The sequence below is a fragment of the Enterococcus sp. AZ084 genome (assembly GCF_051714905.1).
Lineage (GTDB): Bacteria > Bacillota > Bacilli > Lactobacillales > Enterococcaceae > Enterococcus_B > Enterococcus_B pernyi.
Map to the genome: position 1 here is coordinate 1,145,879 of NZ_JBIOSS010000001.1, position 22,916 is coordinate 1,168,794.

A 22,916-nucleotide genomic window follows, 5' to 3' on the forward strand; every position below is an offset into this window, starting at 1 on the left:
AAGCGGTAAATCCTAGATATAGACCTAGGGATTAGGAAACTGGTTCTTCATTTTTATAGTTATAGAATAGACCAAGTTGGCTTGATGCTAAGAATTTATTAAGTATACCTAACATAATGTAGCATGTATTCTTTGTTTTCACAATTGCACTTCTTGCGGTTTTGCTGTAAAGTTTTTTAGGAAGAGATGATTGGAGGGTTCTTAATGAAAGAAGAGCGTTCACTAAAAAGTATGCAAGAAGAGGTCGATGCGTACATCCAACAATTTAAAGTTGGGTATTTTTCGCCATTGGCGCAAATGGCACGTCTGACCGAAGAAGTAGGTGAATTGGCACGAGAGGTCAATCATTCATATGGCGAAAAAAGTAAAAAAACAACAGAACCTAGTAATTCAGTGGCAGAAGAATTAGGCGATGTTCTATTTGTAACAATGATCATGGCAAACTCGTTAGGAATTGATTTGACGACGGTATTTGAAAAAAATATGGAGAAGTTCAATCGAAGGGACCATCATCGTTTTGCCCGAAAAGATGAGGAACAGTGAGAGGATAGAAGGAGTAAAAATGAGACTAAATGAATTACCGATCGAATATAAAAAAGCAATTCCAGTAATAAGAAAAATTGAAGCAGCTGGATTTGAGGCGTACTTTGTTGGTGGTAGTGTGCGGGACACGTTACTCGGACAAAAAATTCATGATGTAGATATTGCTACTAGTGCGTTTCCAGAAGAAATCAAGCAGTTGTTTCCAAAAACGATCGATATCGGGATCGAACATGGAACGGTTCTCGTCTTGCATGAAGAGGAGCAATATGAGATCACGACATTTCGTACGGAATCGACGTATCAAGATTATCGGCGTCCTGATAGTGTTTCATTTGTTCGTACACTAGAAGAGGATCTAAAGCGCAGAGACTTCACGATCAATGCTTTCGCTCTGAAAGAAGATGGTGAGATCATTGATTTATTCGACGGGTTAACTGATTTAGAAAATCACGTCTTACGAGCAGTTGGACGACCTTTTGAGCGATTTCATGAAGATGCTTTACGAATGATGCGTGGGCTTCGTTTTGTGAGTCAGTTAGGGTTCAAATTGGAAGAAGAAACGGCCAAGGCGATCGAAGACAATCATGCGTTGCTGGAAAAAATTTCCGTTGAGCGAATGAATGTTGAATTTATCAAAATGCTTTTAGGGGATTTTCGTAAAAACGGCTTGACGGCATTTGTTGAAACAAAATGTTACATCTATTGTCCACAATTAAAAGAAGATGGTGAGGCATTACTAAGATTTGCCGATTTACCATCTATGCCATTAAAAAAAGAAAGTCAAGCTTGGGCATTATTACTCAACCAACTCGGTCGATCTGAGCAAGAGGTGGCACCTTTCTTAAAAGCATGGAAATGTTCCAACCAAATGATTCGAGAAGTCCAACGTTTGGTCAAAGGATTGGCGAAGCGACAAGAACGACGATTAACACCATTGGAGATCTATCATCTTGGAAAAGACGCATCGTTGGATGTGGAAGAATTGATGATTTACTTCCAACAAACCCCTGACACAACAACTGTGCTAGACATTTATCATGCACTTCCTATCAAGACAATGAGTGAGTTGGCGATTGATGGCAAGGTGTTATTAGCTACGACTGAGAAAAAACCAGGTAAATGGGTCAGTGAAGCGTTAGCACTTGCGGAGTCAGCGGTAGTGAACGGACTGGTACAGAATGAACAAGCTGCATTATTAACCTATCTGAAAGAGCAACAAGGTTAGTCAACAAAATCGTGACAATCACTAATTACGTCTGATTGGTGGGCTAATCATATACTGACATGTCTAAAGTAAGGGCATGAGAGTTATCTATAGAAGCGTTTGGCTTTTTTGTAGGATGTTTCTCATGTCCCTTTTCTCTTTTAGAGGAGGATTGTTATCAAAAAAGCTGACAGAAAAGCAAACATGAGAGATGACCGCTTTTGTTGTTTTATGCTAAACTAGTAATGAAACAGAATATAATGCGTCAAAAAAGGAGATTTTTTTAATGAGCAAAGAAATGACAGCGCTAAAATTTTATTTCCGTAACGGCGAAACATGGACGATCAATCGTCGTCACATCGGCGACCTTTGGATCAAACAAATCACAACAAGTTTTGGTCGTATCAATGGAAGTGAATTTATCGAGATCCATCCATGTGCCGGTTTTAAAATCGAAATCTTCCATGAGGGAGATTCAGTAGCTACTCATGATATCAATCTAGGTGGTTTGGAAATGGGTATGTTCAATCGTGCTTTGAAATATGAAGATATTGAACGTATGGAAATCTTGTATCGCAATGGTACACCTGATCTAGTATACTTCCCTTACTTGGACAAAGGAACAGAGGGATTAGATAATCAATATCAATCAACAAAAATCAGTGAAAAAACTGGTAACTTATACATTGTGATCAACCCAGAACAACGTGTTGACGATGTTTATGGCGAATATTTCGAATAAGAGCGAATGACGTTTAAAAATAGCACATGTAAAACTTTTGAATGGGTTTTGCATGTGTTTTTCTTTTGTCTTTATTTTATGATTACAGTTGATATTTTATAGTGATTGGACTAGAATGAGTTTCTGGAATTGAAACGAATACTTCATCCTAAAAGTAAAAAGGTTTTAGTTGCATTCTAAAAACTTTTTGCTATAATTGGTGCAGTTTGAATATAGGAGATCTTGAAAATGAGAGAGAGTTTTGAAGAACAAAAGAAACGACTGGTTGATCACTATGGTACTTTTTCAATGGAAGATCGTCGCCAGATCTTATGTAAGTTGCGTAAAAGGAATATCTTGATGTATCGTCAATTGGGACGCTTGAAACACGAATTGCTCCGTTTAGAATCAAAACGTGTGCAATGTGAGTTAGACGGTCGGGTGACCCAAGCGGAAATTGTTGAAAACAAAATTTTAAAGAAAAAAGAGCAATATTTGAAAGTTCTTGCACAAAATAAAAAATAAAGGGGATCAAGCATGGAATTTGCAGAGTTAGTGATTGTTTTTGCAGTCACGATCACGCTATCCAACATAGCAAGTCGTATCTTGCCAATGATCCCTGCACCACTGATCCAAATATTTCTTGGCGTGGTTTTAGGCTTGACCGAATGGGGTGAATCCATCAATTTTGAACCTGAATTATTTTTAGTGATGATCATCGCCCCCTTGCTTTTTAGAGAAGGAGAAAAAGCGGATATCGCCTCGATCCTGAAAAATTTCGATACGATATTGTTTCTCGCTTTTGGTGGGGTGATCTTGACTTTGATTGGCGTTGGAGCAACGTTATCGTTTCTGTTGCCCAGTGTCCCTTTAGCCGCGTGTTTCGCTTTTGGTGCAGCACTAGGTCCGACAGATGCGGTGGCAGTCAGTTCGCTTTCCAATCGTGTGAACATTCCGAAAAAAGCCATGCATATTTTAGAAGGTGAAGGGTTACTGAACGATGCTTCTGGCGTAACAGCCTTCCAATTTGCCTTAGCTGCTTTGATCACTGGGACGTTCTCTGCGGTAAATGCAGGCGTTACACTGATTTTATCAAGTATTGGCGGGGCGGTAGTCGGCTTTTTGCTTGTCTGGGTAAAAAGAAAAATCATTGGTTTGATCGAGAAAGCATCGGCACGTGACGTAACAGGCTACTTATTGATTGAATTGTTGTTGCCTTTCTTAGCGTATGTTTTAGCCGAAGTCTTTCATGTTTCAGGAATTATTGCAGCAGTGGTTGCAGGGGTATTACAAGCCTCAGGATTTAAAAAAATCTCAGTCTTTGATGCGGAGTTGTCAACTTTATCGAATAGTACATGGACAACGATTGCCTTCACATTGAATGCGCTGGTATTTATATTTTTAGGAATTGAACTGACACAAGTCTTTACACCTGTTTGGGGAGATGGACTGTATTCGAATAGTTTGTTGCTAATGATCATTTTATTGGTTTCAATCATGCTGTTCGTCATACGCTTCATTTCAATCAGCTTATTTTATATGTTTAAGGGTGGTTTTCAAAGCTTCAAAAAACAACTGAATGAAGTCTTGATCTTAACCTTCGGGGGCGTAAAAGGAACAGTCAGTTTAGCGACTATTTTTATTTTACCATTCACGATCAATCAAATGGCATTCAATCAACGATCATTGCTCTTATTTTTAACGGCAGGGGTTATTTTGGTCACGTTGATTATCGGGATCATTGTATTGCCAATGTTGACTGAAACAGAAGAAGCAGCGACAACTGATTTAAAAGCTTTGATGATCTTGGAAGAAGTGATTGAAACACTACGCTTAGAAAAAGAAGCGGAAGAACCAGGATCAAAAGCTTATTTAGCGATAGAAGCAGTGATTGAGACTTATCAAGAAAGAATCAGTGAGCTTTATTTATCTGATTTGAGTGGAGATGAAAAGCAAGAAGTCCAAGAAATCCAAGCGTTGATTTTATCGATTGAGCGAGATGGCTTGGACGAAAGATATCGTTCTGGGAAGTTGTCTTCTAATGGCTATCGCTTTTATTCAAGATTCTTAGCTAACTTTGAACAGTCGATCACAAGTCAAATTTTGTCATTCATTGGATTTTGGTTTATTGTGGTACGCCGATTGATGCGGATCGTTCTCCACCCCAAAATGTTTTGGCAAAGACGGCAAAGTGATCGCCAAACGATGATCTCTGATAAAGACATTCAGGAAATTCGAGAAACGTATCAAAAGAATACGCAATTGATCATCGAAAGTTTGGAGAATCTAACAGACGTTTATGATGATACGATGATCGGATTCTTTATCGAACAACGAAAAGCTCAGGGGATTCGGATGATGAGTGGTAATCTGATTTCCACTTGGATGATCCAACAAGATCGTTTGTTTACGAAGAAGATGCTTAGAGGTTATTATTTAGAAAGAAAAGTCATTGATGAATATGAAGTCGCAGAAACGATCACGACTTTTTCTGCGAATCAATATAGACGAAATATCAATCTGTTGGAGTCCTATACAATGAATCAGCCGACAGATCGTTTTTCATTTCGCTTTGCGTTCCAAGCGAAAGCAAAGAAATTTCAATTGAAACAAGACCAAAAGAGGAAGTTGTGACAAAGCACAGCTCCTCTTTTTTTTGAGATTGTGACAGAAGTCGTTTAACCTTAATAATTAAGTCCATTCTGGAAGTCAGGTTTTTGAATCCTGTGTATTTGGTGATATGAAGTGAAAGAACACGTATCTTCAATGCTACCTAAAAAAAAGAATATTCGAAAAAAACTATCTTTTAAACAATTGTTTTATGTTACAATATCCAAGATAAGGGGGGAGTACTGGTGAAAGAGCTAAAAATAACTGACCTCAAAAAAACATATGGAGAAAAAGAATTATTTAATCAGATCTCCTTTTTGATCCATGAACATGATCGCATCGGTTTGATTGGAACCAATGGAACTGGTAAAACAAGTCTTTTGAATATCATCGCTGGACTTGACAGTGGAGATGGTGATCAGCAGACAGTTTTTTATCCGAATGATTACCGTATCGGTTATTTATCACAAACCGATTCATTTGCAGAAAATGATACGGTCTTACAAGCTGTTTTTCAAGGAAATAGTCCATTGATCCAGACTGTACGACTCTATGAGGAAGCCTTGATTGCATTAGCTGAAAATGGCGATGATGAAGCAGTCCAAAAACGCTACGCATTGGCAGAAGAGCGAATGAATAAAGAGGACGCTTGGACGACGGATACAAATGCCAAGATCATTTTGCAAAAACTAGGGATCAGCCAATTAGAAAAGAAAATCGGTGAGCTTTCGGGTGGACAAAAAAAACGTGTCAGCTTAGCACAGGTTTTGATCGATGAACCTGATCTTTTATTACTTGACGAGCCGACAAACCACTTAGATTATGCAGCGATCGAATGGTTGGAATCTTACTTGAAACAATATCGTGGTGCCTTATTGATGGTTACCCATGATCGTTATTTCTTAGATCGTGTCACGAATCGGATCTTTGAACTTGCCTTTGGGAATCTTTATGAATATAAAGGCAATTATGAAGCTTATCTTATTGAAAAAGCCGAGCGAGATCGTGTCGAAGTCGAACAAGAAGAAAAGCGTAAACGCCTGTATAAGCAGGAGCTTTCTTGGATGCGAGCGGGAGTACAAGCTCGTGGGACGAAACAGCAAGCACGTATCAATCGCTTTGAAGATTTAAAAGAAAACTTATATCAAGTCAATCATGATACGGATATCGAACTCAATATCGCGACACAACGTTTAGGTAAAAAAGTGATCGAGATCAAGGATGGTTCGTATTCGATTGAAGGAAAACCTTTGCTTCAACACTTGGATCTATTGATCCAATCAAGAGAGCGTCTTGGAATCACTGGAGAGAACGGTGCTGGAAAGTCAACGTTGTTAAATATCTTAGCAGGGAAATTATCCTTAGATAGTGGCATCTATACGATTGGCGAAACTGTTCGATTAGCTTACTATACACAGGAAAATGAAAAAATGTCTCCGGACAAACGAATGATTGCTTATCTGCAAGAAGCGGCAGAAGAAGTCCAAACTGCGGATGGAACGCAAATCGGTGTCGCCGAACTTTTGGAGCGGTTCTTGTTTCCTAGATTCATGCACGGAACACTAATCCGTAAACTATCTGGTGGGGAAAAGCGTCGTTTATATTTACTCAAATTATTGATCCAGCAACCAAATGTTCTATTGCTGGATGAGCCAACCAATGACTTAGATATCGCTACTTTAACGATCTTGGAAGATTATTTCCGGACATTCCCTGGAGCGGTGATCACCGTTTCTCATGACCGTTATTTCTTAGATAAGGTAGTTGATAAACTGTTAGTTTTTCTAGGAGATGGCAAACAAGAGCTTTATTATGGCGATATGTCTAGCTATTTAGCCAAACGCAAAGAAGATCAACAGATTCAACCAGAAAAAGTCAAAGCTAAGATAGAAGAAAAAAAATCTGAGCCAAAGAAAAAGCTTTCTTATATGGAACAGAAAGAATGGGCAACAATCGAAGATGAGATTGCGGAACTAGAGAATCGTTTGGATGAATTGCAAGAGGAGATGAACCATCAAGGGGATGATTTCACACGATTGCAAGAATTACAAAAAGAAGTAACCACAACTGAGGAACTGCTGGAAGAAAAAATGTCACGTTGGGAATATTTAAGTGAATGGGCAGATAATTAGGAGGGAAAAGATGGAGCAAGCATATCTTGATCTAGGGAAAAAGTTGTTATCTGAAGGACATGTAAAAGGTGATCGTACGGGAACAGGAACATTTAGTTTATTCGGTTATCAAATGCGATTTGACCTGCAAAAAGGCTTTCCGTTATTGACGACAAAACGTGTACCTTTTGGTTTGATCAAAAGCGAATTATTATGGTTTTTAAAAGGAGACACGAATATCCGTTATCTTTTACAAAATAATAACCATATTTGGGATGAATGGGCATTTGAACGGTACATCAAAAGTGAGGACTATCAAGGGCCGGATATGACAGATTTTGGCCATCGTAGTTTGACTGATCCAGAATTCAATAAAGTTTATCAAGAAGAAAGCAAGAAATTCTGTGAAAAGATAGTGGCAGATGAAGAATTTGCAGAAAAACATGGAGATCTTGGTCATATTTATGGCTATCAATGGCGTCATTGGGAAACAAAAGAAGGTAGTTTCATCGATCAAATCAAAGAAGTGATCGAAGCTATCAAGCAGACACCTGATTCAAGACGACTGATCGTCTCAGCATGGAATCCAGAAGATGTGCCAAGTATGGCTTTACCTCCTTGCCACACGATGTTTCAATTCTATGTAAATGACAATAAACTAAGTTGCCAGCTGTATCAAAGAAGTGCTGACGTGTTTTTAGGTGTCCCGTTCAATATTGCTAGCTATGCTTTATTGACACATCTGATTGCCCATGAAACGGGATTAGAAGTTGGTGAATTTATCCATACTTTAGGCGATGCGCATCTTTACTCAAATCACGTAGAACAAATGAAAGAACAATTGTCTCGTGAAGTTCGTCCATTTCCGAAACTAGTATTGAATACAGAAAAAAACTCTGTGTTTGATTTTGAAATGGATGATATCAATGTTGAAGGATATGAGCCGCATCCTTCAATAAAGGCACCTATCGCGGTCTAAGAAAGGATGAGAAAATGTTCGCTGCAATCTGGGCACAAGATGAAAATGGCCTGATCGGAAAAGAAGATAGACTTCCTTGGCATTTGCCGAATGATTTGAAATTTTTTAAGCAAATGACTGAAGCGAATGTATTGATCATGGGACGAAAAACATTTATGGGGATGGGCGGTAAGCCACTACCTAATCGTCAAACGATTGTTTTGACAAGAGACCGTGAGTTTACAGCCGAGGGCGTACTAGTGATGCATGATGTCAATGAAGTATTAGCTTATGAAAAAGAAGCAGATGGAATTTTATTTGTTGCTGGAGGGTCAGCAATCTATGAAGAATTTTTACCTTACTGCACAATTTTGTATCGTACGGTGATCCATCACTCTTTCGAAGGAGATACGTATTTTCCTGCTGTAGACTGGCAAGCATGGTCATTGATCAATATCAGTCCGGGAGAAATAGATGAAAAAAATAGTTATGCACATCAGTTTGAGACGTATAAACGTAAAGAAGAACACACAACAGAAGAGATATAATGTCTCGTTGAACCTATAGATTCAAAGCGGAAGAAACCGAAATGGATTTTTTATCATTCAGGTTTCTTCTGCTTATTTTGTCGTTCCATCAAAAAAAGTAGAACAGATAAAGAAAACTGAGTAGAACCATGTTATCATAACAAACAATTTATTTTAAATTTGTTTATAACTGAATTTGATGAAAAAACAGAAGTTCTTTGGTATACTGAAAGTGGACCTGCCTGAAAAATGCTAGGCACTTTGTGAAAGAAAGAGTGTGAAATAATGACAAACGTAAAAATAGTAACAGATTCTTCTTGTACAATGGAAAAAGCAGTACGGGATCATTTGAATATTCATGTTATGCCATTATCAATTATGATCGATGGCGTTGTATATCCTGATGACGATCAACTAGGCGGAGAGAAATTCATGGAAATGATGGCTAAATCAAAATCATTACCTAAAACAAGTCAACCGCCGATCGGCGAATTCATTTCAACGTATGATGAATTAGGACAAGATGGTAGTGAAGTGATTTCCATCCATATGACGAAAGGGTTAAGTGGAACGGTTGAAGCTGCAAGACAAGCAAGCAACTTAACGAAAACAAACGTCACAGTCATTGATAGTGATACGACTGACCAAGGTTTATCTTTCCAAGTGATTCGTGCGGCTGAAATGGCCAAAGAAGGTAAATCAGCAGAAGAGATCCTTGCTGAAATCGAGAAGATCAAAAATAATACAAAACTTTATATCGGTATCTCCACATTGGATAACTTAGTAAAAGGTGGAAGAATCAGTCGTGCAACTGGTTTACTATCAAGTATGTTAAACATTCGTGTGGTGATGAACTTTGCTCATTCAGAGCTGATTCCTGTGACAAAAGGTCGTGGGAAAAAGACTTTCGACAAGTGGTTCGATGGCTTGAAGAAAGAACTGAAGGCTCTACCGAACGTTCGCCAGATCGGTATCTCACATGCAGGTGCCACAGAGCTTGCTCGAGAGTTTGAAGAAGGCTTGAAACAATTGTTTCCCGATATGGACATCCCAGTATTGCATACAAATCCAGTGATTGCTACCCATACAGGGGAAAATGCTTTTGCAATCATGTATTATACCGATTGATGAATGTAAAATAAGGAATAGAAGGACAGATCATGTGAAGACAAATAAAACGTGTTTTTTGTGATCTGTCTTTTTTCGTTCAAGTGCTACTAGCATAAGGAAGTGAGGAGGAAAAGACATTTTGAGATGCTCCACTTCCTTTAGCAGATGAGAAACAGCCTCTTTCTTTTTTTCAGAAAAGGGCTATTTTTTTAATTGGAATTTTGGTAATATAAGAAACAATCATGGTCTAGAGGTGAAACAATGAAACGAATGAAACAACAGTGGTTGCTTGTTTTGATCCCTTTGTTCACTGCAGTTCTTCTCTTTGTCGGACTCTCTTTGAGCGTGCCGAAAGCACAGCCTTTGTTAAAACCGGCAGCATCGGTTACTTCTGAAAGCAATCAAAAGGAAAAGTTACACTATGTAGCAATTGGCGATTCATTGACTGAAGGAGTAGGCGACCAGACGAAACAAGGTGGTTTTGTTCCGTTAGTCGCAAATGACATAAAAGAAAGATACGGTTTGACAGCCATTGAAATTGAAAACTATGGTGTAAATGGCGAACGAAGTGATCAAATATTAAAAAGATTGAAAAGCAATGAAGAAATCCAAAAGAATATCGAAACCGCAGACATTATTACCTTGACTGTTGGTGGGAATGATTTAATGAAAGTGATCCAAAATAACCTTTTTGGTATCAGTATCCGTTCATTCAATAAACCAATCAAGAAATATCAAGAAAACGTCCAAGCCATCATCGAAGAGATACGAGGGTTAAATAAAGAGGTACCTATTTATATTTTAGGGATCTACAATCCATTTTATTTGAACTTCCCTGAGATCACGGATATGCAAACGATTGTGGATAACTGGAATGAAGGAACACAGCAAGTAGTAAATGAAGCAGAAAATAGCTATTTTATCCCGATCAATGATCTATTGTATCAAGGATTAAATCAAGAGGTCGGAATTACGGAAGCTTCTGATCAGTCAGCTTCTAGTGATAGTTCGAACGGGACGAAAAATAATGTGTTATATGAAGAAGATCATTTTCATCCTAATAACTTAGGCTATCAATTGATGGCTAATGCTGTGAGAGATCAATTGATCGAAACGCATGAAAAATGGTTGGTCAAGGAGGGAAACAAGGATGGATAAACGTAGTTCAACAGTTGAAAAAAACAAAAGGCATAACTACTGGAAATACGCATTTCTGATTTTATTAGGCCTGATCATTGGTTCGACGATTTTCTTGGGTACGCGGATATTCGCCAATCGTGAACCTGATTTGCCAGAAGTACCAGCAATTACAGAAAGACAAGGCGATCCAGTATTGACGATCAATACTCAAAAAGAAAAAGTCAACCAACTGATCAGCTTTTTCTTGACAGATTTCCAAGAAGGACAAGATATCAAGTACAAATTTTATTTAGAAAATGAAGCATTGCTTAATGGGACGTTTGAAGTGTTAGGATTCCCTATCGACTTTTACTTGTATTTTGATCCGTATGTAATGGAAAATGGTAATGTTCAGTTAAAAGCAAAAAGTCTATCGTTCGGTACATTGAATCTGCCGATCAAAGATGTGATGAATATGATCAAGCGAAATTACAAACTACCTGAATGGATCGAGATCAATACCGACGATTTAACGATCATGTTACGATTAGACCAATTCCGTATGCAAAATGGAATGTACATCAAAGCGGACAAAATTGATTTAGTCAACGATGATATTCGCTTTAGTTTGTATTTACCAAAAGATTCCTCAACGACGGAAGAAACGACCGAATCTAGTACTAATTAAGTGATATCTCGAGAGTAAGGGAGGAATCAACAATGGAACGAGCAATATTTGCAGGAGGTTGTTTTTGGTGCATGATCCAGCCTTTTGACACATTACCTGGCATCCACACGATCATGTCCGGTTATACTGGTGGGCATGTGCCAAATCCAACGTATGAACAAGTGAAAGCCAAAACAACAGGACATACTGAAGCAGTAGAAATCTTGTATGATCCTGAATTGATCTCATACGAGGCATTACTTGAGCTTTATTGGCAACAAACAGATCCTACGGACGCTTTTGGTCAATTCGAAGACCGAGGCGACAATTACCGACCTGTGATTTTTTATACTACAGAAGAACAACGTCAAAAAGCTGAAAAAAGCAAACAACAACTTGCAGAAAGTGGTCGCTTTAGTGATCCCATCGTTACGACGATTGAGCCAGCGGAGACCTTCTATTTAGCAGAAGATGAACATCAAGATTACTACAAAAAAAATCCTGAGAACTTTGAGCGTAATCATGCGCGTCGTGCGGCATTTATTGCTGACAATTGGGAGGGAAATCAATGAATCGCAGCTTCTATCACTATCTGATGACTCTTCGTGGAGGGAAATCTTCCGATGCGTTATCAACGTTTGCAACCGAAGCTGGAAAAGATATCCAGTTTCCAAAACATAGTACGAGTTATGAAGAAATCTCTGATTATTTAGAAATGAATGTTGATTATTTGCCCTCTATGGATATCTTTGATACAGCTTGGGATCATTATCTAGAGAATAATCATCTCGCCTGAACAATGGATCTGGTATGAAGGGTATGACTTAAAAAAGACGAGACAAGTACTGCTTAGACAATATTTTTGAATAGTCCTATTTGATACAGTGATTTTGGCCTATTCAATTATTTCTAAAGCATCGTACATATGTCCGTCTTTTTTCGCATCTATCTGTAAATGATTATTGAACCATTCGCTTTTTCTGTAGTTATTCTATATAATGAGGATAATAGGTTAAGATTTTACGAGGGATGGATTGATGGGCTTTGACAAAAAAGCAGCGTTATATTGACCGTTTTTGGTTATTTATTAAATTTTTACTTTGTTCCATAGTGATTGCATTTATTTTACGGGGATTTATATTGATCCCAGTACCAGTGGAAGGAAACTCGATGGAGAATGTCCTTAAGCAAGGTGATATGGTCGTTATGGAAAAATTCTCTGAAATCAGAAGATTTGATGTAGTCGTTTTCCAACTTTCAGATGGCACGATCTATATCAAGAGAGTCATTGGTCTACCGGGAGAAACTATTAGTTATGAAAAGGACCAACTAAAAATCAACGGACAGCCAGTCGAAGAACCTTATTTAAGTAAAAATATCCGTTCGGACCATGAAAATGCACCTTATACTACCGATTTTACCTTGGAAGAGTTGACAGGATATACAGAATTACCTGAAGATAGCTATTTTGTTTTGGGGGATAATCGTCGTGTGTCAAAAGATAGTCGTTCATTTGGAACAATATCTAGAGATGAAATTTTAGGAAAAGCGAGATTTGTGTATTACCCATTAAATGAAATCAAATGGATCAGGTAAAATAAAAGAAGACTTCCCAATAGCAACATGTTGGAAAGTCTTCTTTTTTTGATTATATTTTCATCCACATTGGTTCCAATGTGTTTCCATCAGGATCTTGTACTTCAAGAGAATACATTTCTTCTTCCGGTATTCCCATCTCGACTGTATGGTAGCTACCACCATTTTCTTTTGCAATTTCACCAAAACGTTTGACTTCTGCAGCATTTGCTAAACTAAAAGCAATCAGTGCACCGCTCATTTTTTTTGTGTCTGCGATTTCTTTGTTTTTTAAGAATTTTTTGTAAAAGTCATGTGTCAAGAGCATCACCCAAAATGTGTCATCCCAAACCATTGCGCTTGCTTCCTCAGTTGAAAATTCTTTATTTTGTTTGAATCCTAATTTTGTATAGAATTCGACTGAGCGACCAACATCTTGCACAGGGAAATTGACAAAAACCATTGTGTTCATCTTGCTACAGCTCCTTTCAATTTTCCTCTATCATGCGCTCGTCGGTAAGCGTTGTCAAAGTATTTAACTTGGGGAAGAATTTTTTATTTTATTGGACGTATCCGCTAAAAGTATAATCAACAGTACTATAAAATTCGTAATAAAATCTTGAACTTTGATCTGTCATACTAAGAGTACTAGAAATCGTAGAGTTCGCTGGAACGAAATGTGTTTTTAAGACGGCATGGTTGACTGAATTTCTCATTCGAATTTCTAAGGTTCCACGACCTTGATTGTGGAAGTAATAATTATACGTATTTCTTCCTAATATATTGTAGTTAGAATATAAATAATATTTGCCACTATAAGTGCCAGATATTGAACAACGTCCTGACGAAGCTACGTTCCAGTTTGCCGTTGGCACATTGGCTCCTCTGATCAATGAAGGGGTCAAGTTGATTAAACTTGCTTCTGTATTTGTGGCTTCAACACTTAATTGATCTGCATCTACTGACTGTTGTGGAGTGGACAAACCAAATAATAAGAAAATAGTAGAGAACAAAAATAATTTTTTCATAAGTACTCCTTTTTTGTTATTTTTTAGTGAACGTTCACCTCTTGATAATAAGTGTTTTGTTACACATTTTCAATAGCAAGAATCCTAGTTTTACAAGGTGTCACAGATTGTGACATCGAATAATCGGAAATATATCGATTCGTTTCAATAATTCGCTTTTAAGTTCTTTTATGAAATGGTTATAATGAGAGATAGAATAAGGAGGCGATGTTGTGGATTTTGGTAAAATATTAAAAGAAAAAAGGCATCAAGCAGGAATTACACAGGAAGAATTGGCAAAGAGATTAAATGTTAGTCGTTCAGCTATTTCTAATTGGGAAATCGGCAGAAATTACCCAGACATACATACACTAGTGGAAATATCGACCAGCTTAGGTGTGTCTTTAGACGAACTATTGGAAAATTCTACTATGACTGAGACGATGATTGATACTACTAAAGAAATGGCGGTGAATCAGAAAAAAAAGCGAGGAAAATTGTTTTATGTAGTAGCACTTTGTTCGATTGTTTCAGTCATGTCGCTTTTATTTTTTTCATTTTCTAAGCAACCGACGATTGTCTTGAATGCAGTTGAAAACGCCGATTCAGAAGAGGTAGCGCTCTTTAACAAAGAAGACATCAAAGATATTACCCTCAAAGACAAGAAAATGACTGTTCTTTTTACTATACCTAAAGACAGTGAATATGTTGGCTACTATGTTGACGGAAGTAATCAAGAAGGATTTGTAAACCTTGATTTATATAAGACTGCTGATTCTGATGTCAATCAGCGGAAATTAGTACATGATGGACTGATTGAAGTAGATTTAGATATGTTTACAAAAGTGAATAAAATCAGTGTGAATTATAAAAAATAAAGCGTATTGCAAGAAGTATTCAAAAATAGCTGTATGAGGACAAATGAAGGAGTTCTATGGTTAGTGAAGGTAAGTGTGGCAAAATAAAAATCTTCTAAAAAACTTTTAGAAATCAGGTGAATCTTCTTGTCAACGAGCTGTATACTTCGAGTCGGATCAGGTTAAAAAGTAAGCTTCATGAAACGAATCGTTCAGTCGATTGTTTTACGGAGCTTACTTTTTTCATTACTATGCAAGTTCTTTTTTACATTGATTGCTTTCTAACGTTGGCTGATTGATCGTTTGACCTTTCCTAAAACTGACTCATGATGTATGTCAAAAGATCGGTTAGGAATCAGAAATATGAAGTATTCCTCTTGTGGCTGGATCGGACAAAGGAGTTTACTCTGTTAAGGTATTCCATCCTCATCAAATATTTTTGTCCAGTTTACGATCTGAATAAGCATGGATTCACTTCTCCAGTGTTTCGCATCATATGTCGGTACGCCTTCTGAGATAACTATAAAATAGAAGACTTGGTTCAATGGTAAATATTTCTAGGATAGCCAACATTCTCCTTGATTGACTTTAACAAATAGAAACCTGCTTATTGAACGGATGTCTCTCTTTCAATTTTTAGAACATGAGGTGGAAGCGATATGGTAAACTGAAGAAAAGAGTCGAAAGCGAGGAGCTAGATGATCGAAAAGAAACCAAAAGGAAGAGACGGTGTAGTGATCCAAGAAGAGCAAGTGATTCGTCCTAAGAAAGTCTGGTCGGAGGAGGTCCAAAAATTTTTAAGTTACCTCAGGAACCAAGGTGTAACTTATGTGCCAGAACCACTAGGCTATGATGAGCAAGGAAATGAAGTGGTATCTTATCTCGCAGGTGAGGTCTATGATTATCCTTTGCCTCCTCAATTGTTGACGGACAGTGCCATTTGTTCAGCAGGTCGGTTGTTAAGAGATTTCCACGACCAGAATCAAGGATACCTTACTTCTTTAAGTGGCACAGAACCGTGGATGCTACATTCGTTCGGAGAGCGTGAGGTAATGTGTCACAATGATTTTGCGCCATACAATGTGACAACGAAAAATGGTATAGCCATTGGTATCATTGATTTTGACACGATCACACCAGGATCAAGAATCTGGGATGTAAGCTATGCCGCCTATCGCTGGGTACCTTTAGAGATGAATCAAGGAGATCCAATCACGGATGAAACGTGTCATCGTTTAAAAAAATTTATTGAAGCATACAGACTAGATGAGTCCGAGTATCCAAATTTGATTCCTACGATGATCGAGCGACTTTCTTATATGATGGACTTCATCACTAAAGCAGCGAGTCGCGGGGAAGCAAATTTTCAAAAAAATATACAACAAGGCCATCTAAAAAAATATGAGCAAGATATTCAATGGTTGCTCGATAATGAGAAAAAAATTCTTAGAAAGTTGCAAAATGAAGAAACTTGAGAATAAGCCGTTTGATTTTTAGTTTTTTTCTTGTATACTCCTAGAAGTGTAGTTCATTCAAGTACTGTATAAGTAAAGAGCAACTTTTTTAGATTTTAAGTTTTAGAGGAGGAAACACCAATGACTATTCAATGGTTCCCAGGACATATGGCGAAAGCTAGACGTGAAGTTTCAGAAAAGATGAAATATGTTGATATCGTCTTTGAGTTAGTTGATGCACGACTACCTTTGTCTTCACGTAATCCAATGTTAGATCAAATCATCCAACAAAAACCAAGACTTGTTTTATTGAATAAAGCTGATCTAGCGGATCCGCAACAAACAAAATTATGGCAACAATACTTTAGAAAGCAAGGACATCAAGCCTTAGCAATCACCGCTCAAGAAAGTAAAGGAATCAAAGCGTTGATCCCTGCAGCAAAAGAAGCACTGAAAGAAAAGCGCGAAAGAGACGCAGCTCGTGGCATCAAACCTCGAGCAATCCGCGCGATGGTCCTAGGAATTCCTAATGTAGGAAAATCGACATTGATGAATCGTTTAGTGGGCAAAAAGATTGCACAAACAGGGAATAAGCCTGGGGTAACGAAAGGGCAACAATGGCTTCGTTTAGGAAGTGAATTAGAACTATTAGATACACCGGGTATTTTATGGCCTAAGTTTGAAGATGAAGAAATCGGTAAAAAACTAGCCTTGACTGGTGCAATCAAAGACCAATTGGTACACCTTGATGATCTAGCAATTTACGGCTTAGATTTCTTTGCCCGTTACTACCCTAATAAAATCAGCGAACGTTATGGACTATCAATAGAAGAAGAGCAACAAGTTGCACCTGAGTTATTGATGACGATCACGGAACGGAGAGGATATCGCCAAGATTATGACCGTGGGAGCGAGCTAGTCGTTTTTGATATCCGCCAAGGGAAACTTGGTCGCTATACGTTAGATCGTTGTGAAGAAATGGAAGAGACTACTCATGAGTGAATCGATCCAGAGTATCAAAGAAAAACTGAAACAACTCACAACGCTTGATGATCCGATAGTCACACAACTAAGATTAGACACAAGAAAAGGTGTCCAACAAGCGTTAAGCTCTTTTGAAAAACGCTTAGCAAAGGAAGCTTTGCTTCGTGAAAAATATGAGACGATGTCCTTCTACGAAAATGAAGGATACGCTCAAGGGTATGACCTGATTGCAGGGATCGACGAGGTAGGAAGAGGCCCCTTGGCTGGCCCTGTTGTAGCCGCAGCTGTTATTTTACCTAAAGGTGTAGAGATTTACGGATTGAACGATTCCAAGCAATTATCTGAAAAAAAACGTGAAGAACTGTATGAACAGATTCAAGAAAAAGCCCTCTCCATCGGGATTGGTGTGATCGATGAGCAGACGATCGATCGTGTCAATATTTACGAAGCAAGTAAATTAGCGATGTGTGAAGCTGTTAAAGAATTGACACCAGAACCTACGTATTTATTGATTGATGCGATGACTTTAGATCTGCCGATTGCACAAAATAAATTGATCAAAGGAGATGCCCGTTCAATTTCGATTGCTGCTGCAAGTATCATTGCAAAAGTCTATCGCGACCGTTTGATGAACGAATACGAGTTACAATATCCTGGCTATGGTTTTGCCAAGAATGCAGGTTATGGAACAAAAGAACACCTGTTAGGATTAGCACAACATGGCATCACGCCAATCCATCGTAAAAGTTTTGCACCAGTCAAACAATATTTATCATAAGCGATGCGCCACTTTTCACGTATCTTATAAAAAAGATTAGAAAAGGTGGCGCTTTATGGTTATATACAATGAATTTATTACAAAGTTGGCATTGGTCAAAGGACTGAGCGGAGAGCAAAAATGGCGTGTGATCCGTCATCTATTGAGTGAAAAGAAAGAATGGTTGTCGGTTGATGATATGTTGACAGTTTCGCACTTCAATCGCTCTAGAGCAATTTTTTATGACTATTGGAGCCAGATCAACTATACTTGGCGGAATAGAATAGGAGAGAATCCATACATAACTTTTCTTGATCCTATCTACCCTTCACAATTGCTTCATTTGGCAAATCCCCCAATCTTATTATTTTATCAAGGGGATCTTTCGCTGATGAAACGAAAAATGATCGCTGTCGTTGGTGGTAGACAAACATCTGGTTATGTGCGAAAAATCGTAGAGCGAGTGATCACTCCTGTGATTGACCAAGACTATCTAGTTGTTAGTGGCTGTGCGAAAGGCGTAGACACTTATGCGCATCAAGTAGCGATCCGCTGTTCAGGCAGAACGATTGCAGTGATCGGTACGGGGATCAATCATAGTTATCCGAAAGAAAATCAGCAGTTGCAACGAGAAATTGCTAGAGATCATCTTTTATTAAGTGAGTTTTTACCAGATGTTGGTCCACAAAAATTTCATTTTCCTATGAGAAATCGTCTGATTGCCGCTTTATCAAGTGGAATCTGTGTGATTGAAGCAAAAGCAAAAAGCGGCTCATTGATCACAGCAGAGCAAGGCTTAGAGATTGGACGTCCGATTTTTTCTGTCCCTGGGAATATTTTGACAGGTCAATCCACTGGTTGTCACCAATTGATCCAAGATGGAGCGATATGTACCTTTTCAGGACAAGATATCCTTAATGAATTGCAATCATAACGATTGATTTATTATTGCTTTCCTTGACAAACGATTTCTGAATGGATATGATAAGCTACGATTTGTAAAAGTCCTTGTAACATATATATAGTAGGAACCCGAAAATGGAAAGGAGTCCATTCAGGAATGGCATATAAATATTTAGTGATCGTAGAATCACCTGCAAAAGCCAAGACGATTGAAAAATATCTTGGCCGTAATTATAAAGTAATGGCTAGTGTAGGACATATTCGTGACTTACCTAAAAGTAAGATGGGGATCGATTTTGAAAATAATTATGAACCGCATTATATCTCGATTCGAGGAAAAGGCGATGTCATCAAAAGTCTAAAAGCAGCGGCAAAAAAAGCGCAAAAAGTTTACCTCGCAAGTGACCCGGATAGAGAAGGGGAAGCAATTGCTTGGCATTTGGCTTATTTATTAGGTTTGGATCTCAACGATAAGAATCGTGTTGTCTTCAATGAAATCACCAAGGATGCAGTCAAAGCGGCATTTAAAGAGCCACGTACGATCGATGTGGATCTTGTCGATGCGCAACAAGCACGTCGAACGCTTGACCGTATCGTTGGTTATTCGATTAGTCCGATCTTATGGCGTAAAGTAAAAAAAGGCTTGAGTGCTGGTCGAGTCCAGTCGATCGCATTGAAGATCATCATTGAACGCGAAAAAGAGATCCGTGATTTTACGCCGGAAGAGTATTGGAGTATTGACGGAAACTTTAAGAAAGAACGTAAGAAGTTCAAAGCAAACTTTTGGGGAGTCGATGGCAAAAAGAAAAAATTGTCCGATGCCGAAACTGTCAAAGAAGTGACTGACCGGATCACTGGTAAAGAGTTTGCAGTAACAAAAGTCGAAAAGAAGGAACGCAAGCGAAATCCTGCGAACCCATTCACGACAAGTAGTTTGCAACAAGAAGCCGCTCGTAAATTGAATTTCAGAACACGTAAAACCATGATGGTGGCGCAACAGTTGTATGAAGGAATCTCACTTGGCAAACAAGGCACGATCGGGTTGATCACGTATATGCGTACCGATTCTACACGGATCGCCGATACTGCTAAAGCCGAAGTCGCAACGTTCATCGAAGAAACATACGGAAAAGAATTCTCCAGTCATTCGGAACGTAAAGCAACGAACTCTAAAGGAGCACAAGATGCCCATGAAGCAGTGCGTCCAACCAGTGCATTACGTACACCAGATGAGTTGAAACAATACTTGGATAAAGACCAATTGAAATTATATACATTGATTTGGTCACGATTTGTTGCAAGTCAAATGACACCAGCTGTATTGGATACGATGAAAGTCACGTTGGAACAAAATGATGTAAGATTCATTGCGAATGGCTCAAAAATCAAATTCAAAGGGTTCATGCAAGTGTATGTTGAAGGCCGCGATGATGGGAAAGAAGACAAAGAAAACATTTTGCCAGAGTTAGCAGAAGGCGATATGGTGCAATCTGTCGATATCGAACCGAAACAACATTTCACACAACCGCCTGCACGTTATAGTGAAGCGACATTGATCCGTGCATTGGAAGAAAACGGGGTAGGTCGTCCCTCGACTTATGCGCCAACGTTAGATACGATCCAACGACGATATTATGTGAAGTTGACACAAAAACGTTTTGAACCAACCGAATTAGGTGAGATCGTCAATTCGTTGATCTGTGAGTTCTTCCCACAAATCGTAGATATCCATTTTACAGCTGAAATGGAAGATGACTTGGATAAAGTCGAAGAAGGAAAAGAAGAATGGATCGAAGTCGTCGATCGTTTTTATAAACCATTTGAAAAAGAATTATCGAATGCCGAAGAAAAAATCGAGAAAATCCAGATCAAAGATGAACCAGCTGGTTTTGATTGTGATTTGTGTGGGCATCCGATGGTGATAAAATTAGGGAAGTATGGTAAATTCTATGCATGTAGTAATTTTCCAGATTGCCGAAACACCAAACCAATCGTCAAGGAAATCGGCGTCACTTGTCCCGTATGTCATGAAGGACAAGTCATCGAACGTAAATCTAAGAAAAATCGTCTATTCTATGGCTGCTCTCGTTTCCCAGAATGTGAATTCACCTCTTGGGAAAAACCAATCGGCAGAAATTGTCCGAAATGTGACCATTATTTGGTCGAGAAAAAAGTCAAAGGCGGCAAACAAGTGGTTTGTACGAATGGCGATTACGAAGAAGATGTTCAAAAATAAAGAAATGAGAAGAGGTTTTTAGTTGAAAATCGTCAATGTAGTAGGTGCAGGTCTAGCTGGAAGCGAAGCAGCATGGCAAATCGCTCAAGCGGGTGTACCTGTAAAGTTATATGAAATGAGACCAGTTAAGAAGACAGAAGCGCATCATACAGATAATTTTGCTGAATTAGTCTGTTCCAATTCTCTTAGAGGGAATAGTCTTGCGAACGCAGTTGGTTTATTGAAAGAAGAAATGCGTCGCTTAGATTCAGTGATCATCCATTCAGCAGATGAAACAGCTGTACCTGCAGGCGGTGCCTTAGCAGTGGACCGCGATTCATTTTCTGAAACCATCACTCGTAAGGTCAAAGAGCATCCTTTAGTCACAGTAGTGAATGAAGAAATCACTGAGATACCAGAAGGAATCACGGTGATAGCGACAGGACCTCTGACTTCTCATCCTTTAGCAGAAAGCATCAAAGCATTCAATGGCTCAGACGGTTTCTATTTCTACGATGCTGCGGCACCGATCGTCGACAAATCCACGATCGATATGGACAAGGTGTATTTAAAATCACGTTATGACAAAGGCGAGGCAGCTTACTTAAACTGTCCGATGACCGAAGAAGAATTTAAAGCTTTCCATGAAGCCTTGGTCAATGCGGAAGTTGCTGAATTGAAATCTTTTGAAAAAGAAAAATATTTTGAAGGTTGTATGCCAATCGAAGTAATGGCGCAACGTGGCTTTAAGACAATGCTATTCGGCCCAATGAAACCAGTCGGCCTAGAAGATCCTAAAACAGGAAAAAGACCTTATGCAGTCATCCAGTTAAGACAAGATAATGCAGCCGCTTCTCTTTATAATATCGTTGGGTTCCAGACGCATTTAAAATGGGGCGAACAAAAGCGCGTGTTCCGCATGATCCCAGGATTAGAAAATGCAGAATTTGTCCGCTATGGTGTAATGCATCGCAACAGTTTCATGAATTCACCAGAACTCTTGAAGCCAACTTATCAATCGACTAAACGCGAAGATCTATTTTTTGCAGGACAAATGACGGGTGTAGAGGGGTATGTTGAAAGTGCGGCAAGTGGTTTGCTTGCAGGGATCAACGCTGCTCGCTTAGCGAAAGAATTGGAACCTGTGACGTTGCCACAAGAAACAGCCATGGGAAGTATGGCCTACTACATCACACATGCGGAAGGCAAACATTTCCAACCAATGAATGCAAACTACGGATTATTCCCAGAATTACCTGAACGAATCCGTGATAAAAAATCTCGGTATGAAGCAATTGCACAACGTGCCTTAGCAGCCAATGAAAAAGTGAAGCAAGAAGTCTTGAATAAAGAATTTGCTTCTCGTTAAATGGATGTTATGTAATAAGTCGAAGTGTCTCAGGATGGTGTTTGCCATTTTTGAGTACTTCGGCTTATTTCTCGGTTATTGACTGAACTCATGCCAATTTATATAATAACTATGGTTTTTTTATGTTGATTCTGGACAGCTCATCCCTTAATTGTCAAGCAAACGAATTGAATTGTGAACAAACTTAGAAATATTAGTTAAATTCTGACAATTTGTTTGTTTTTT

General features: G+C 38.6%; 23 protein-coding genes. 21 read left to right on the plus strand and 2 right to left on the minus strand.

What is annotated here, in order from left to right; all coding sequences use genetic code 11:
* Positions 1-204 precede the first annotated feature (204 nt).
* From IGI79_RS05410 to lepB, 14 genes are all read left to right on the plus strand, one after another.
* Positions 205-543: a nucleotide pyrophosphohydrolase gene (locus tag IGI79_RS05410; RefSeq protein ID WP_195273938.1), complete on the plus strand. Its 339-nt coding sequence runs from the start codon at positions 205-207 to the stop codon at positions 541-543.
* A 19-nt stretch (positions 544-562) separates the two neighbouring features.
* Entirely contained in the window at positions 563-1,768 is a 1,206-nt protein-coding gene (locus IGI79_RS05415; protein WP_195273936.1) for a CCA tRNA nucleotidyltransferase, read from the plus strand.
* Positions 1,769-2,033: 265 nt separating this feature from the next.
* Positions 2,034-2,489 carry a hypothetical protein gene (locus IGI79_RS05420; RefSeq protein ID WP_010735761.1) on the plus strand — a complete coding sequence of 152 codons (456 nt, stop codon included), beginning with the start codon at positions 2,034-2,036 and terminating at the stop codon, positions 2,487-2,489.
* Positions 2,490-2,717: 228 nt separating this feature from the next.
* The gene (locus IGI79_RS05425; protein ID WP_010735760.1) at positions 2,718-2,993 is read left to right on the plus strand and encodes a hypothetical protein; all 276 of its coding nucleotides are present in this window, start codon (positions 2,718-2,720) and stop codon (positions 2,991-2,993) included.
* Between the two features lie 12 nt (positions 2,994-3,005).
* Positions 3,006-5,102, plus strand: a complete 2,097-nt coding sequence (locus tag IGI79_RS05430; RefSeq protein ID WP_195273934.1) for a cation:proton antiporter — start codon at positions 3,006-3,008, stop codon at positions 5,100-5,102.
* A gap of 221 nt (positions 5,103-5,323) precedes the next feature.
* Positions 5,324-7,210, plus strand: a complete 1,887-nt coding sequence (locus IGI79_RS05435; RefSeq protein ID WP_010735758.1) for an ABC-F family ATP-binding cassette domain-containing protein — start codon at positions 5,324-5,326, stop codon at positions 7,208-7,210.
* Positions 7,211-7,220: 10 nt separating this feature from the next.
* Entirely contained in the window at positions 7,221-8,168 is a 948-nt protein-coding gene (locus tag IGI79_RS05440) for a thymidylate synthase (RefSeq protein WP_195273932.1), read from the plus strand.
* A 14-nt stretch (positions 8,169-8,182) separates the two neighbouring features.
* Positions 8,183-8,695 carry a dihydrofolate reductase gene (locus IGI79_RS05445; RefSeq protein WP_065096577.1) on the plus strand — a complete coding sequence of 171 codons (513 nt, stop codon included), beginning with the start codon at positions 8,183-8,185 and terminating at the stop codon, positions 8,693-8,695.
* A 264-nt stretch (positions 8,696-8,959) separates the two neighbouring features.
* Positions 8,960-9,802 (plus strand): DegV family protein, encoded by an 843-nt coding sequence (locus IGI79_RS05450; protein WP_010735755.1) that lies wholly within the window; start codon positions 8,960-8,962, stop codon positions 9,800-9,802.
* Between the two features lie 243 nt (positions 9,803-10,045).
* Positions 10,046-10,942 carry an SGNH/GDSL hydrolase family protein gene (locus tag IGI79_RS05455; protein WP_023519482.1) on the plus strand — a complete coding sequence of 299 codons (897 nt, stop codon included), beginning with the start codon at positions 10,046-10,048 and terminating at the stop codon, positions 10,940-10,942.
* Complete coding sequence (locus tag IGI79_RS05460) at positions 10,935-11,591, plus strand: YpmS family protein (protein WP_438845748.1); 657 nt, start codon at positions 10,935-10,937, stop codon at positions 11,589-11,591. Before IGI79_RS05455 ends, IGI79_RS05460 begins: the two co-directional genes overlap by 8 nt.
* 32 nt (positions 11,592-11,623) lie before the next feature.
* Positions 11,624-12,142 (plus strand): peptide-methionine (S)-S-oxide reductase MsrA, encoded by a 519-nt coding sequence (msrA, locus tag IGI79_RS05465; protein ID WP_195273928.1) that lies wholly within the window; start codon positions 11,624-11,626, stop codon positions 12,140-12,142.
* Positions 12,139-12,366: a YozE family protein gene (locus IGI79_RS05470; RefSeq protein WP_019723629.1), complete on the plus strand. Its 228-nt coding sequence runs from the start codon at positions 12,139-12,141 to the stop codon at positions 12,364-12,366. Before msrA ends, IGI79_RS05470 begins: the two co-directional genes overlap by 4 nt.
* 248 nt (positions 12,367-12,614) lie before the next feature.
* Positions 12,615-13,166, plus strand: coding sequence for a signal peptidase I (gene lepB / locus IGI79_RS05475; protein ID WP_065096573.1), 552 nt, complete (start codon positions 12,615-12,617; stop codon positions 13,164-13,166).
* Between the two features lie 52 nt (positions 13,167-13,218).
* Here the strand turns inward: lepB and IGI79_RS05480 are convergent, their stop codons facing one another.
* Both IGI79_RS05480 and IGI79_RS05485 read right to left on the minus strand, forming a co-directional pair.
* Positions 13,219-13,617: a VOC family protein gene (locus IGI79_RS05480; RefSeq protein WP_010735749.1), complete on the minus strand. Its 399-nt coding sequence runs from the start codon at positions 13,615-13,617 to the stop codon at positions 13,219-13,221.
* A gap of 88 nt (positions 13,618-13,705) precedes the next feature.
* Positions 13,706-14,173: a hypothetical protein gene (locus tag IGI79_RS05485; RefSeq protein WP_019724587.1), complete on the minus strand. Its 468-nt coding sequence runs from the start codon at positions 14,171-14,173 to the stop codon at positions 13,706-13,708.
* 212 nt (positions 14,174-14,385) lie between these two features.
* Between IGI79_RS05485 and IGI79_RS05490 the strand changes: the two genes are divergently transcribed.
* The 7 genes from IGI79_RS05490 to trmFO all read left to right on the plus strand — a co-directional run bounded on the left by IGI79_RS05490 (position 14,386) and on the right by trmFO (position 22,691).
* A complete protein-coding gene (locus IGI79_RS05490) occupies positions 14,386-15,030 on the plus strand; it encodes a helix-turn-helix domain-containing protein (protein ID WP_195273926.1) in 645 nt (214 codons plus the stop codon).
* Between the two features lie 677 nt (positions 15,031-15,707).
* A complete protein-coding gene (locus IGI79_RS05495; RefSeq protein WP_195273923.1) occupies positions 15,708-16,484 on the plus strand; it encodes an aminoglycoside phosphotransferase family protein in 777 nt (258 codons plus the stop codon).
* A 120-nt stretch (positions 16,485-16,604) separates the two neighbouring features.
* Positions 16,605-17,465: a ribosome biogenesis GTPase YlqF gene (ylqF, locus tag IGI79_RS05500; protein WP_023519485.1), complete on the plus strand. Its 861-nt coding sequence runs from the start codon at positions 16,605-16,607 to the stop codon at positions 17,463-17,465.
* Positions 17,458-18,225, plus strand: coding sequence for a ribonuclease HII (locus tag IGI79_RS05505; protein WP_108145488.1), 768 nt, complete (start codon positions 17,458-17,460; stop codon positions 18,223-18,225). Before ylqF ends, IGI79_RS05505 begins: the two co-directional genes overlap by 8 nt.
* A 55-nt stretch (positions 18,226-18,280) precedes the next feature.
* On the plus strand, positions 18,281-19,138 hold the full coding sequence (gene dprA / locus IGI79_RS05510; protein WP_195273921.1) for a DNA-processing protein DprA: 858 nt from the start codon (positions 18,281-18,283) through the stop codon (positions 19,136-19,138).
* A 126-nt stretch (positions 19,139-19,264) separates the two neighbouring features.
* On the plus strand, positions 19,265-21,343 hold the full coding sequence (gene topA / locus IGI79_RS05515) for a type I DNA topoisomerase (protein WP_195273913.1): 2,079 nt from the start codon (positions 19,265-19,267) through the stop codon (positions 21,341-21,343).
* A 22-nt stretch (positions 21,344-21,365) separates the two neighbouring features.
* A complete protein-coding gene (gene trmFO / locus IGI79_RS05520) occupies positions 21,366-22,691 on the plus strand; it encodes an FADH(2)-oxidizing methylenetetrahydrofolate--tRNA-(uracil(54)-C(5))-methyltransferase TrmFO (RefSeq protein WP_023519489.1) in 1,326 nt (441 codons plus the stop codon).
* Positions 22,692-22,916: the final 225 nt, after the last annotated feature.